The organism is Sphingobacterium psychroaquaticum (assembly GCF_004421025.1).
In the GTDB taxonomy this organism is placed as follows: domain Bacteria; phylum Bacteroidota; class Bacteroidia; order Sphingobacteriales; family Sphingobacteriaceae; genus Sphingobacterium; species Sphingobacterium psychroaquaticum.
In genome coordinates, this window is record NZ_CP038029.1 from 1586759 (window position 1) to 1600538 (window position 13780).

8 protein-coding genes are annotated in these 13780 nt (G+C 41.7%); 2 read left to right on the plus strand and 6 right to left on the minus strand.

From position 1 onward, the window contains the following. Window positions 1-6 precede the first annotated feature (6 nt). From smc to E2P86_RS06555, 4 genes are all read right to left on the minus strand, one after another. Window positions 7-3552, minus strand: coding sequence for a chromosome segregation protein SMC (smc, locus tag E2P86_RS06540; RefSeq protein WP_134431707.1), 3546 nt, complete (start codon window positions 3550-3552; stop codon window positions 7-9). A gap of 126 nt (window positions 3553-3678) precedes the next feature. After that, window positions 3679-4380 (minus strand): hypothetical protein, encoded by a 702-nt coding sequence (locus tag E2P86_RS06545; RefSeq protein WP_134431710.1) that lies wholly within the window; start codon window positions 4378-4380, stop codon window positions 3679-3681. A 450-nt stretch (window positions 4381-4830) separates the two neighbouring features. Further along, window positions 4831-5967, minus strand: coding sequence for an EamA family transporter (locus E2P86_RS06550; protein WP_085472644.1), 1137 nt, complete (start codon window positions 5965-5967; stop codon window positions 4831-4833). 1 nt (window position 5968) lies between these two features. After that, the gene (locus E2P86_RS06555) at window positions 5969-6448 is read right to left on the minus strand and encodes an Lrp/AsnC family transcriptional regulator (RefSeq protein WP_085472645.1); all 480 of its coding nucleotides are present in this window, start codon (window positions 6446-6448) and stop codon (window positions 5969-5971) included. Window positions 6449-6680: 232 nt separating this feature from the next. On the opposite strand from E2P86_RS06555, the gene E2P86_RS06560 reads away from it, so the two are divergent. Continuing rightward, entirely contained in the window at window positions 6681-9605 is a 2925-nt protein-coding gene (locus E2P86_RS06560; RefSeq protein ID WP_317128139.1) for an FAD-binding and (Fe-S)-binding domain-containing protein, read from the plus strand. A gap of 55 nt (window positions 9606-9660) precedes the next feature. Beyond that, a complete protein-coding gene (locus E2P86_RS06565) occupies window positions 9661-10302 on the plus strand; it encodes a hypothetical protein (protein ID WP_134431713.1) in 642 nt (213 codons plus the stop codon). A 37-nt stretch (window positions 10303-10339) separates the two neighbouring features. Here E2P86_RS06565 and E2P86_RS06570 read toward each other — a convergent pair whose 3' ends face one another. Beyond that, entirely contained in the window at window positions 10340-11128 is a 789-nt protein-coding gene (locus E2P86_RS06570; protein ID WP_134431716.1) for a Cof-type HAD-IIB family hydrolase, read from the minus strand. 78 nt (window positions 11129-11206) lie between these two features. After that, window positions 11207-13762 carry a TonB-dependent receptor gene (locus tag E2P86_RS06575; protein ID WP_134431719.1) on the minus strand — a complete coding sequence of 852 codons (2556 nt, stop codon included), beginning with the start codon at window positions 13760-13762 and terminating at the stop codon, window positions 11207-11209. Window positions 13763-13780: the final 18 nt, after the last annotated feature.

The window sequence follows — 13780 nt, forward strand, 5'->3', positions numbered from 1 at the left end:
TTTTTGTTAGGCAACGTCGCGTAAATCGACGGCTACCACGCGGGAGACACCTTGCTCCACCATGGTGACACCGTAAATAATATCGGTGCTGGCTATTGTACGTTTGTTGTGTGATACCACGATAAACTGTGAATTTTTCGAGAAGTCACGAATAATATTATTGAATTTATCGATGTTAGTGTCATCTAAAGGTGCATCAACCTCATCGAAGATACAGAACGGTGCTGGTTTCAATAGGTACAAAGAAAATAGCAGGGCTGTCGCGGTCAATGTTTTTTCTCCCCCCGAGAGCTGATTGATCGATAACGGACGCTTTCCTTTTGGGAGTGCGATGATATCAATATCAGATTCTAGTGGGTTGGCTGGGTCAGTCAGGATCATATCACACGAATCTTCTTGGTTGAACAGGGAACGGAACACTTGGATGAAGTTATCACGAACACTATTAAATGCATGCATGAATTTTTCGTTTGCCGTTTGGTCGATTTCACTGATTGTTGCCATTAAGGATGCCTTTGCTTCCAACAGATCGTCTTTTTCCTTGGTGATAAAAGTGCTACGCTCTTCCATCTCGTCATATGCTTCCTTGGCCATCGGGTTGATCGTGCCGTAGCTGTCTAGTTGTTTTTTGAGTTTATCGCACGCTTCGACCAGCTCCTCTTGAGAGTATGCTATCTCTGGCATTTCGCCTTCCAGCAATTCGTTGATATCGATGTTGAATTCGACCGATAGCCTTTCCTTCAAGGAGTTTAGGTCAATCTGTAAAGCTGTCTTTTTGTCTTTTAATTGTGAAAGCAAGAAATCGTTTTGATCTTTATTGCGACGCAGTTGGGTGATATCTTCTTCCATATCATTAATCAGCTTGCGCGAGCTGTAAAAATCCTCCTCGATCTCCTGTAGACCTTTCTCTAAAGCTTCTTTCTGTGTGTACATCGCAACCAAGTCCTCGTCATTGTGGTCTACAAATTGGATCGCGTCCTTCATTTCTACTTTTACCTGTTCATATTCCAATGAGTTTTTTTCCAGACGAGATTCGAAAGCATCTTGTTGACTTTCTCGATATTCCAGGTCTTTCTGTAGGCTGGAAACCTTATTCTGTTGTTGGTGGAAACGAATATTCTCCTGGTTGAAAACAGAAGACTTTTCATTCAATGTTTCATGAATTTCATTGTACACCGCCTGTAGTTCGTTCAGCTGTTTTTGGTGGCTTTCGCTTTCTACTTTTAAAATTTGTAACGCAGGCTCCGCTTTTTGAAGGTCGTAGCTGATCACCGTAATCTTACTTTCGATATCTTGTTTTCGGTTCAGACTCGTGGTGATAAAGGTCTGATACTGTTCCTGCTTGGTCTTTACAGAGATAAGCTCATTGTTCAACCGATTCAATACCGTCCGTAGCTCGTCTATCGTCTCTCTCCGTGAATTGACGCGCAGGGTTGCTAACTGATCGACATCTTGATCTTCCTGTTGCTGCAGTGTTTCGATCTGCGCATTCAGTGCTTTTATCTCTTTAGCCAGGTTTTCAAGGTTTTTTGCACGTCCGATACGCTTTCCTTCAAATAAGCCGACCGAGCCACCACTTACGCCCAGTTTGTATTTCGCAAATTTACCTTCCGGATGAAGGATTACAAGTTCTCCATTCGGTAGATCCTCCTCCAGGGTGTCGGTTGCTTCTGGTTTTAGGAGGTATACATGTTGAAGCAGTTGTTGACATAAAGCTTCATATTTTTTATCTACTTTGATAACATCCAGGGCAGGAATAACCTTGTCCAAGTAACGGTCTTCAACAGTTGTAGGTTTTGCTGGTTGAATAGCATCTAGAACAAAGAAGTTTGCACGACCACGGGACGCGCTGCTTAAAAGCTGGATTGCTTGAACGGCATCTTGCTGATCGTCCACCACATAGTGGTTCATAATCGATTCGAGGTAATTCTCGATCGCGACGCGGTAATCTTCCTGACAGAATAAAATGTCCGAAAATAAAGGGTAAGGTTTTTTCCAACCCGCATTTTTACGGAGAAATTTGATGGATTCCGGAAACCCTTCCAGGTTATCTACCAAAGATTTTGTCAGGTTGTACTCGTTTTGCTTGGCATCCACCAACCTCGCTTCGCGGTTTAGCTGCTCCCGAGTTTCTTGCAAGCGCTTTTCTATAATCTGCATTTGTGTTTGCAACTCTTCTTCTGCTTGCAGGGCGTTGTCAAACTGCTCTTGTTGTTGCGCCACACGTTCTTCCAAATCGTCTACGACAATGTTGAATTCACTTAGCTCGGCCTCTTTCGACGAGGTATCACTTATGGTGCGTAAAGACTCTTGTTGTAAGGCTTCCTTTTGTATGTTCAGGACCGCTATGTCTTTCTCTAACTTATAGATATTGTTTTGTATTTCACTGCTTTCTCGTACAAAATTGTCTAGTTTCGCTTTAGAAGAAGTTTGCTGTGCGCGAAGCTCTTCTACCTCGTTTTTATCTTTTTCGATATCCAGTTGATACACATCCAACTTCCCTTGTTCCTCAAAGAGTTCTTCGTTCAGTCGTTTGATCGTGTACAATACGTGCTCCAATTGCTTTTTGTCATTGTTGAGCTCCGCGGTAAGCCGCATCTCCTTATCTTGAAGGTGACGCATCTGCTCGTTCTTGATTTTCTTATCCGATTCGTAGGCCCGTATCTTGTTGATATGCTCGTTTGTACTTTTCTGTTGCGTGGCTAAGTTTTTTTCTTTCGCTAAGATATCATTACGCAAGGTACGAAGCAGATTTTCTTGCTTCTCAATTTGCTCGGACGTACCGGTAAGCACATTTTGTTGCGCATTTTCCTGCTCGCTAATGCGATCTAATTCTCCGCTAAAACCATCCAATCGATAGTAAGCAAGTCCAATGCTCGATTCGCGGTATTCGCCTTTAAGTTGGAAATATTTGTCTGCTTTTTTTGCTTGCGTTTCCAGTTGTTTCAGATTTTTTCCAATCTCAAACAAAAGATCGTCGACACGGGAGAGGTCTAGTTCGGTATCTTTAAGTTTAGATAACGTTTGTTTTTTGCGGACTTTGTATTTGGAGATCCCAGAAGCCTCTTCGAAAAGATTACGACGTGAGTTTTCCTTATTATTGATGATTTCATCAATCATTTTTAACTCAATGATGGAGTAGGAGTCGGCTCCGATACCGGTATCCAAGAATAGATCCGTTATATCTTTCAATCGACACTTTACATCATTCAATCGATATTCGCTGTCGCCGTTACGGTATAGTTTACGGGTGATCGTGACCGTTGAAAATTCGGTGGGTAGTAACTTGTTGTTATTTTCAAAGGTTAAAGATACCTCTGCCAGGTTCGCAGGTTTACGGTTTGCTGTTCCATTAAAAATAATATTTTCCATCTTCTCTGAACGTAGCATACGTGTGCTCTGTTCCCCCAATACCCAGCGTATGGCGTCTACAACATTGGACTTGCCGCAACCATTAGGACCTACAATCGCGGTAACACCCTCATTAAAATTAATGGTAATCTTATCCCCGAAGCTCTTAAAGCCCTTTATCTCTAACTTTGTTAATTGCATGAACTAAACCTATTTGGTCATAAAAATTGAAATACGAAAATAGCTAATAAAATTTACTTTTTTAATAAGAAAAGAGCCCACCGAAGTGCGCTCTTTCCAAAACTAAAATTTTATAAAAATGAAGGACTACTGTACAGCCACAACGCCAATGTATAACGGTGTTTTTGTGTCATCCTTCTTGCCTGTAAGGATGATTGTGTAGTAACGACCTTTTTGGAAAACAAAATCACCACGTGTTGCGAGTGTTGTTCCTGCATTATCCTTAACCGTTAGTTTTATAGTGCCGGAAGCAGTTGCTTGGAACGCTTCGTTGGCAACCACAGTAGCGCCTGTTTCGATTGGTCTTTTCGCAAATAAAGGTTCTGTTGCATCGCCTAAGAATAGGTTTGTTTCACCTGTACCATTTGCAAAATTGAAATAACGAACACCAAACTTATCGCCTAAATTTTCAATTCCTTTGTCCGTTGTCATGGCGAATTTAGGAAGCTCCTTGGTGCCGTATACAAACGATGTATACGCGGTTGTGTCCTTTACCGTAATGTTGGAATCAATTAATACTTTGTTTTCGTCCGCTGATCCGATACGTAAGTTTCGTTTGCCAACAAATAGACGGCTTCCTACATAACTTTGAAAAGGTGTCGGGACATAACCATTGATATTGCGTCCATCTAAGTTATAAATTACCCCGCTAGCTTCTGGGAAGGCGTTGACAAATACCATGTAGCCTTCAGGCATTGGAACGTAATCGTTATCATCTTTCAAGCAGCTGGTGAAAGCAAATACTCCAGCCACTACGCATACTAATAATCTGATTGAAAACTTTTTCATGTCTAATCTCTTTGTGTTTACTTCCTTTAATACGAATCGAATGAACCACTTGCTACAGTGTCACTTAAAAAAAATAGCAATTGGGTGTATCGATTTTTTTTACTTCTTGTTAAAACAATTTTCACTTTTTCTGTATTTAAATCGTTGTGAAGTGTTTTGATATTTCTTTATACGTAATTTTGTTGTAGTTTCGTGACTACAAAAAGTGATTTAAAGCGGTTTTTATATTTGAATAATCAAAAATAAGGCCGAAATTTAACCTTGAGTTTAATTTTGTGATAGGAATAGATATGATTAGATTTTTAGGTTTCCCTTTGTGGTTGAGGGTATCCATCTGTGTTTTGGCGGGCGTAGCGATAGGTTGTGCGCTAGGGGAAGTTTTGTTTCAGACGATTGGCGCATAAGGACAATAGGTCTGTGCAAATCCATAGAGATTGCACAGACGGTGTTTTATTCCTCTTCCGACAGGGCGGACGACTGTGGCTTTGGTTGTTTCTCTGTTTTTTCCTTTTTCTTCTCGTGCTTGCTGTTGAAGTTTGAAATTTCAATAATCCGCGGAATACTACTCTTTGGTGCCATTTCACGTAGTTTCTTCATCCGTTTTGCACGTTTATAGACTTTGAATTTTTTATTGTCTTTATAGAGCTCCCAGTTCATAAGCATTACACTGCATAAAACGACAACGAGTCCGAGTATTTGCATACTGGTTACTTGGTGACTGGTAAAGAAATGTGCCAGCAATAGCGCAACAATCGGATTGATGTAGGCATAGGTGCTTACTTCGGTTGCCGGTCTATTTTGTAACAACCAGATATAGCTACCAAAAGCGAGTATCGAACCCATCGTGGCTAGATAAGCCATTGCTCCCCAGTCGGCTGTAGTGACCGCTGAAATATCAAAGCGCGCATACTCACCGCTTAAAAGGGCGACAATGGTAAACGAGACACCCGCAGAGACCATCTGCCAAGCAGTCTTCACCATGACATGGAGGTCTTCTTCGTCCTTGTCTTGGTTTTTCTTTTCTTTACTGTATTTGGAAATTAATGAACCAATAGTCCATCCGATTGTACCAAAGATCAAGACAATCATGGCCGTAAGTTTCATGCTCTTATCTTCCGTATCTGTTGTTCCGGAAAAAATCTGTTCTGCAAAAAGCATAAACACGCCAATAAATCCGAACAGTAAACCTAATACTATGGGAAGGCTGGAGAAATTTTGTTTCCATTTGGGTTTGTCAAAAACAATAAACCAAATCGCTGTTGCTGCAGAAAGAATGGAGACAATTCCACTTGATATATACTGTTCCGACCAAATGATGGCCGCCATATCCACAAATAAAAGAAGAAAACCAATAAACAGGGCGTCTTTTACAGCGGATTTAATATAGAGTTTATAGCCCCTAAGCTTGCAGTAGCTCATGAGCAGGGTACCAGCAATAATAAACCGCACGGAGCCAAGTACAAAGGGGCTGAAGCTTCGCAATGCTTTTTCAATAAAGAAAAAGGTGGAACCCCATACAATGTACACGACTAAGTAAGCGAATACAATACTCGCCACGCTAGGTGTTTGTTGATTTGCTTTTACCATTTTATTTTTTAGCCGGAATCACAAGCTTTTGTTCTTCCTTTACTGTTTCTAATACAATTGTTGTTCTTGTCGATATAATACCTTCAATTTTACCCAACGTATTGCGCATTAAATCAACCAGGCCGGCAGCATCGTTTGTGCGCACCTTAACGAGGTAACCATCGTCACCAGCGATATCATGAACTTCTTGAACTTCGGGGATTTCGGCCAGTAAAAAACCTACTTTTTGAACACCGATAATATCTTGCGCTTTGATGAAGATAAAAGATAACATTTTTTGATCGAGCGCATTTGGGTTTATTTTTGCATTGTATTGCAGGATAACCTCTTTTTGCTCTAATTTTTTTACCCGTTCTAAAATGGCAGATGGAGCCATACCTAGCTCACGCGCAATATCAGCGTTGTTTGTACGTGCATTGTCTTGCATGATGCGTAAGATCTGATAGTCGATTTGGTCGAGATTGTATTCCATTTTTCCCATAATGCTGCAAAAGTAAGGTTTTTTGAATAAAATTCAAAATTATATTTAAAATTTAGAATTTTATTCGATATGAATCGTTTATTGTCGAAGTTTAGGTAGTTTATCTAGTTTGTAATCGTTTACTTATAAGCTTGTTTGTGCGTGTTTTGAAAACAATCATGAATAATAACTCAAAACACTAGAAACTTCAGCGCTATTTTTTTAGATTTGTTTTTATAAAAATAGTAAATACGTGCAAATAATTGATAAACTAGCGCAACTTTCTGTTGCTTTGAAGGGTGATTTGTTTTACAATCCATCGAATGTAAAGCACCAAACGATGCGTTTGGCTTACGCTACGGATGCTTCTGTATATCAGGAAGTGCCATTGGCTGTTGCTATCCCGCAAGATGTAGCAGATTTAAAGGCATTAATTAGTTTTGCGAGCAAGGAAGGGGTTACCTTGATTCCGCGTACAGCAGGGACATCCTTGGCCGGTCAGGTGGTTGGTAGCGGTATTGTGATGGATATCTCTCGTTTCTTCAACCAAATATTGGAAGTTAATGTAGAGGAGCGATGGGTGCGTGTGCAGCCTGGCGTTATCCGCGACGACCTTAATAATTATTTAAAACCCTTCGGACTGATGTTTGGTCCCGAAACGTCAACGGCTAGTCGCGCCATGATAGGTGGGATGATCGGGAATAATTCATCGGGATTACATTCTATTGTTTGGGGCGACACCCGAAAAAACCTTCTTTCTGCACGTGTGCTTATTAATGATGGTTCTGAGGTTGTTTTTGAAGAGTTACAGGAGCAGCAATATTTTGATAAGTTACGACATAATTCGCGAGAGGGAGATATCTATCGTGCGGTGAATACCTTGATCACCGATCCGCAGAATATTACCGCTATACAATCGGGTTACCCGAAGAAGACATTGACACGTCGAAATACGGGGTATGCGCTCGATTTTTTGGTGGATCGAGATCAACCTTTTAATATGTGTAAGCTGTTGGCAGGTTCGGAGGGTACAATAGGTATCGTTACAGAAGCTAAGCTACAATTGATGCCTTTACCTCCGAAAGAAATAGGTCTTTTATGCGTGCATTTTGAAGATATGATTTCCTGTATGCACGGAAATAATGTGGCGTTGAGCCATGGGCCGGAAGCATCGGAGCTGGTTGATAAATATATTTTGGATTTCACGGTTGGACATCCGACATACCAGCATAATCGTTTTTTTATAGAGGGTGATCCGCAAGCGTTATTGATTGTAGAGTTCCGTTCCGATGATCCGGTGCTGTTACAGCAAAAGGCGGAAGCGCTGAAAAAAGATCTAATAGCGAAAGGACTGGGTTATGCATATCCTTTTATAACGGGAGTGCAAGAGACAAATTTGGTGTGGGATGTGCGTAAAGCAGGGTTGGGGCTTATCCGAAACCTGCCAGGCGATGAGCAGCCGGTGAACCTGATAGAGGATTGTGCTGTCTCGCCTGAAGATTTACCGGATTATGTACGTGATGTGCAAGTGCTGTTGGCGGAGGAAGGTGTGCACGCTTCATACTATGCGCATGCTGGTGCAGGGGAGTTGCATATCGAACCGTTTATCAACTTGAAGACAGCTGATGGCAAACGTAAGTTTAGAACGATCTTGGAAAAGACGACCGATCTTGTCTTGAAATATAATGGATCCCTTAGTGGCGAACATGGTGATGGGCGTTTGCGAGGTGAGTTTATCGGTAAAGTGTTGGGTGAAAAAGTGTATGAGTTGCTCGTTGAAACTAAAGATATTTTTGATCCTTTAGGTGTTTTTAATGCCCAAAAGATTGTAAATACACCGCCGATGGATACTGCTTTACGGTATGATCAGGTGACGGATGGAAAAACCATTAAGACATACTTTGACTTTACCAAACAAGAGAGTATTCTACGGTTGGCCGAGAAATGTTCGGGGTCGGGCGACTGTCGGAAAACAGAAATCACAGGTGGTACGATGTGCCCTTCGTTTATGGCGACGCGTGATGAAAAGGATACGACGCGAGCACGAGCCAACATGTTGCGTCAATTTTTAACCAATTCGACGCAGAAAAATCGTTTTGATCACGAAGAAATTAAGGAGGTCATGGACCTTTGCCTAAGCTGCAAGGCTTGTAAAAGTGAATGTCCATCCAGTGTGGATGTGGCAAAAATGAAGGCAGAATTTTTACAGCATTACTATGATGCGCATGGGGCATCGTTCCGTGCTTCGGTAATTGCGAATTTTACGAAAAGCCAAGTGCTTGGTTCTTATGTCGCGCCCTTGTATAACTTGGTGGTAAAGACGCCATTTTTGGCTGGAATTGTCAAATCTGTTGTTGGCTTTGCACCGAAAAGGTCGCTGCCGACGGTTAGTTTTACCACCCTTTCTGGCTGGATAAAAAAACAGGAGAAATTGACAGCGCCGAAGCGTAAGGTATACCTATTTAGTGATGAGTTTACGGAATATAACGATACGGCAATAGGTATAACGGCTTACAAGCTGTTGACTGCATTGGGGTATGAAGTTGTTGTGCCAAAACATATTGAAAGTGGTCGGACCTATCTTTCTAAGGGTTTTGTCAAAGAAGCGAAGCGCATTGCTAATCGAAATATTGAGCTCCTTGATGGGCTTATTTCGGAAGATACACCATTGATAGGCATTGAACCATCGGCTATTATTACGTTTAGAGATGAGTACCTGGATCTGGTGGATTCGAATAAGCACGCTGCTGCGCAGGCTATTGCAAAACATGCGTTGATGATCGATGAGTTTTTGGTGGCGGAAATAGCGGCAGGGCGTTTGCATCCAGAGCAGTTTTCGAACGAGAAGAGACATATAAAGTTGCATGGCCATTGTTATCAGAAAGCCTTCCATCTGGTTGGATTTACTGAAAAGGTATTAACATTACCACAAAACTATACGGTCGAAGTTATCCCTTCAGGCTGTTGTGGTATGGCTGGATCGTTTGGCTATGAAAAGGAACATTATGAGGTATCGATGAAGGTGGCGGAATTGGTATTGCTTCCAGCGGTACGTAATGCCGAGGAGAACACTATTATTGCGGCTGCAGGTACGTCTTGTAGGCATCAGATTAAAGATGGAGCGAGTAAGAAATCCTACCATCCGGTTGAGATTTTGTATGACGCTTTAATAAAGTAATTTCGGAAAACACTTTTTGTTTTTATTTGTTATTATTCAATAAATGGTGAAAATTATGAAAAATAACTTTATGAAAGCCTTGGGTTTATGTGGGATGGTGTCTGTTTTATTCAGTTGTACTGGAACTAATTCAGGTGGTGGTAAAGATGGCCAGGCAGGAAAACTAGAGCAAAATCTAAGTCAGTTTAACGTGCCAGCGGATCGGGAGATACCAACGGTATTTCTTTCGTTGGTGAAAACGGAAAAGACTGACTCTTCTGTCGTGTATACAGCTAAGTCGCTGAATGACAAAGATACTATTGGTGTTAATGTTGAAGTTATAAATAATCTGCCGGCAGGCATCTTTTTGGATGGAAATCCAAATAATGACCGCGGTTTTACGCCCGGAGCGATGAAATTTAGCTCGATCGGTTCGCAGTCAGATGCCTTTGTTCGAGCTCTTGCTCAGGTGTATGGTTTGCCTGCGGGAGGGGCAATGACGAAGTCCACGTTGTTACCCTTAGTTTTTTCATCGAATAAGAAGGTGGTAAATTTGGATGGAACAGATACATATACCTTTAAACTGTTTTTTAGAAATAAGGCAGACGATGAAGCGGAAGTGTTCGCGGTCTTGGATCTCTATAAACGTCTCTTTGAGTTTCGGGCAAAGGACTCGACACAATTTACACGAATTGTATCCGCATTTGAAGGAAAATAACATAAAAAAAAGAGAGCTAAGCTCTCTTTTTTTTATGTTATACTATACCAAAGTGTTTTAAAGCATTGGCTATGCCGTTACTGTCGATATCGTCTGTGATGTAATCTGCTATCTCTTTTACTTCAGGATTAGCATTACCCATGGCGACACCAATTCCAACATGCTTCAGCATGCTGATGTCGTTCCCGCCATCTCCAAAAGCCATCGTTTCTGCAATGTCAATATTGAAGTGTTTACAAAAGATGTCAATCCCGACTTGTTTACTCTGTCCTTGTGGATTAACGTCCGCAAAGAGCGGGGTCCAGCGCGAAGCGAGTGAGTTGGGCATCACGGTTTCCATAAAGACCTTTTCCTCTTCCGGTCCCAAAAAAATATTGGTTTGCAGGATGCTGGCCGTATCAACCTGATCAAATTCCACCAAAGGAGGGACGGGAAGATTAACATGCGCGTACATGCCTGCAATTTCCGGTGTTACATCATGGATGCTTACCGCTTTTTCGGACATAAGAGAGAAGCTTAACGAGTTACTTTGCGAATAATCTAAAAGCGCTTGGATATCTCGGGGGTCGATTGCTTGTCGGAAAAGGATCTCTCCTTCTTTGCTGACGCAGTACCCACCATTAAAAGTAATAAAGCCGTCGAATCCCAAAAACTTGATATGATCGATACTGTTGATGGATCGGCCGGTAGATACGATTACTTTAATGCCTTTTTCTTGGAGTGCTTGGATTGCTTCTTTTGTGGAGGTCGGAACTTCATGCGTTTTGAAGCTGAGCAAGGTTCCGTCGATGTCAAAAAAAACAGCTTTGATGTTAGGATTTTGCATATTGTAAATGTAGGAAATAAAAAAATCCTCGACAATGAATGCCGAGGATTTTGATATGTTTAAGACAAAAGATTTGTTTTAGAACGTGAATTTAATTGAACCGTTCCATGTACGTCCCATACCGATCAATACGGTGTTGGCTGTATTGATGCCATTCCATAAATTCTTAGCGCCGTCAGCAAATGTGTTGGTGGTTGCTTCAGAGATATAGAACTTATCGAAGAGGTTGTTTACGTTAACACGGAAGCTCAATGTATTTGTTGGGCTCAATACGATTTTGTATGAAGTACCAACATCGAATAATTGATAGGAAGGAAGTTGTAATACTTTTCCTTCTCCGGCCTGTAGTGACGAGTACAGTCTGTCATATGATCTAAAGTCTGCATCGATAGAAAGGTTTCTGATGATGCTGTATTTTGCGCCTACACCATATGATGTTTGTGCGGCATCACCTACTTTACCATTGTTTACATCTTTATTTTCAGTAGCAAGTTCTACGCGGTCTTCGTTACGCACGATTGTTGTGGCGTTGCCTTTGTATCTCCAGTCGCCAATCGATCCGAAACCTTTTACTTCCAGGCCTGTGAATGGACGCGCTGTGAAATCTAATTCTACACCTTTGTGATCTTGCTTTACACCGTAGTTAGAGAAGTAAAGGAAGTCTCCTTCTTGAAGGATATCTGGATTACCTGTAGGGTTGTACTTTGTAACGTCTGCTGCATTTGCGTTACGCGAGCTACCCGTTACACGGTTTTCCCAAGTTGTACGGTATGCGTTAACATTTACGTCAATGTATTCCGACGCAAATTTGTACCCTAATTCTAAACCTAAGATTTTTTCGTTTTCAGCATATTCGTTTACATCATTACGGTAATTCATAAAGATGTTGTTCTGGTAAGGCTGGCGTGAGTAATAACCGGCATTACCGAATAGGCTGTGTTGTCCTAAAGTATAGCTTACGCCACCTTTGGTGTTATAGCCAAAATTATTGACTTTTTCGGATCTTCCTTCTCCTAGCTTGTACAAGAAATAATCTTCACGAATATTCTGTTGTTCAGATAATGATCCTTGGAAGAAAGCGGTGAAGCCATCTTTTGCATATTCAATTTGCCCAAATAAACCAGCGTAACGAACGATTTGATCATAATCCCATGCTAGGCGATCTTCCGCGTTTTTAGGTTTGTCGGTAAATGTTTTCCATGGGTTGGTCGAGTATGAGTTGGATGTTGTCAATGGACCGCTGTAGTTTACGTTTCCAGTGTGAACAATGCTATTTGCACCCAAAAGGTCTGTTACCTGTCTGTAGTGCTCCCCTTTATAGTCTCTTAAGTCAAAACCTACGTTAAACGTTAAGTTGTCGTTCAGTTTACGGTTGTAGTTTGAAACGATACCGTACCATTGGTGATTGTTTACGTCAGCAGCTAGGTAAGGAACTTTCGCTGTTGAGTTGTCATTGCGTCTTGATTGACCGCCGCCGCGCGCCATAGAAGCGTAGATTACCGTAGATAACGATGAGCGATCACTGATTTCCCAATCCCAGTTGAAGTTAGCAACAGGTTTGTGGTAGTAGTTTTTACGTGGGTTCATTTCGACACCGTTGATCGTTTCGATATTACGGTTGTATTTACGGCCTTTATCCAGGTAGGTTTGTAGCGTCGCTGTACCACCTTGCTCGTGCCATTGCGGCGCACCAGTAACCATCAGGTTTAAGTTGTGCTTGTCGTTTACTTTGTACCCTACTGATAGGAAGTAGTTCTGGCCCGCACCCGCTGTTCCGTTCATGTATCCATCACCTTGCCAATGTGTAAACATCGCTGAAACGGCAAAGCCGTTTTTCATTAGGCCTGTATTGTAACCCAATGTTGATTTTACGAACATGTCATTACCAACCGTATGTTTTAGGAAGCCGCCTTTTTTCATGTCGGTGGATTTGGTGACGAAGTTTGTTGTTCCGCCGACCGAAGAGATCGCTAATTTAGATGAACCTAAACCGCGTTGTATTTGAATAACTGAAGCAATATCAGATAATCCAGACCAGTTTGACCAGTAAACACGACCATTGTCCATACCGTTGATCGGCTGACCATTTAATAAAAAGGCTGTGTTTGATTGGTCGAAACCACGCGTATTCATGGATGATTCCCCAAAACCTTTGGCTTGCCCTGTGATGTATACAGAGGGCGTATTCGCTAAAGTGGAGGTGATGTCTAGTGAACCAACTTTTTCTTCAATTGCTGCCTGGTGGATAGTGGAAACCGCAATCGGTGTCATGCGACCCTCCGCGATATCGATTACACCACGACCAACAACAACGATTTCATCCAGAGACTGTTCTTTTGAAGGAGCCAAAACAATCGTGCCTAGGTCGTTATTCTTGCTGAACTTAACCAGTTGGGTAAGGTACCCTAAGAATTTGATTTCTAGCTGACCATTTTCTTGATTGGTAGTCAATGCAAAATTTCCTGCTGCATCAGTCGAAGTTCCGGTCTGTGTACCAGAAACAAGGACAGAAACACCAGCGATCGGGTTGAATCCGTCCGAAACTTTACCAGTAAGAATCCGTTGAGCAAAGGAAGCGTTACTGATAAGCATGAATGCCAAGAGGGACATCCATAGAATAGAGCTTTTTTTCATTACGAGAACGATTTTTTT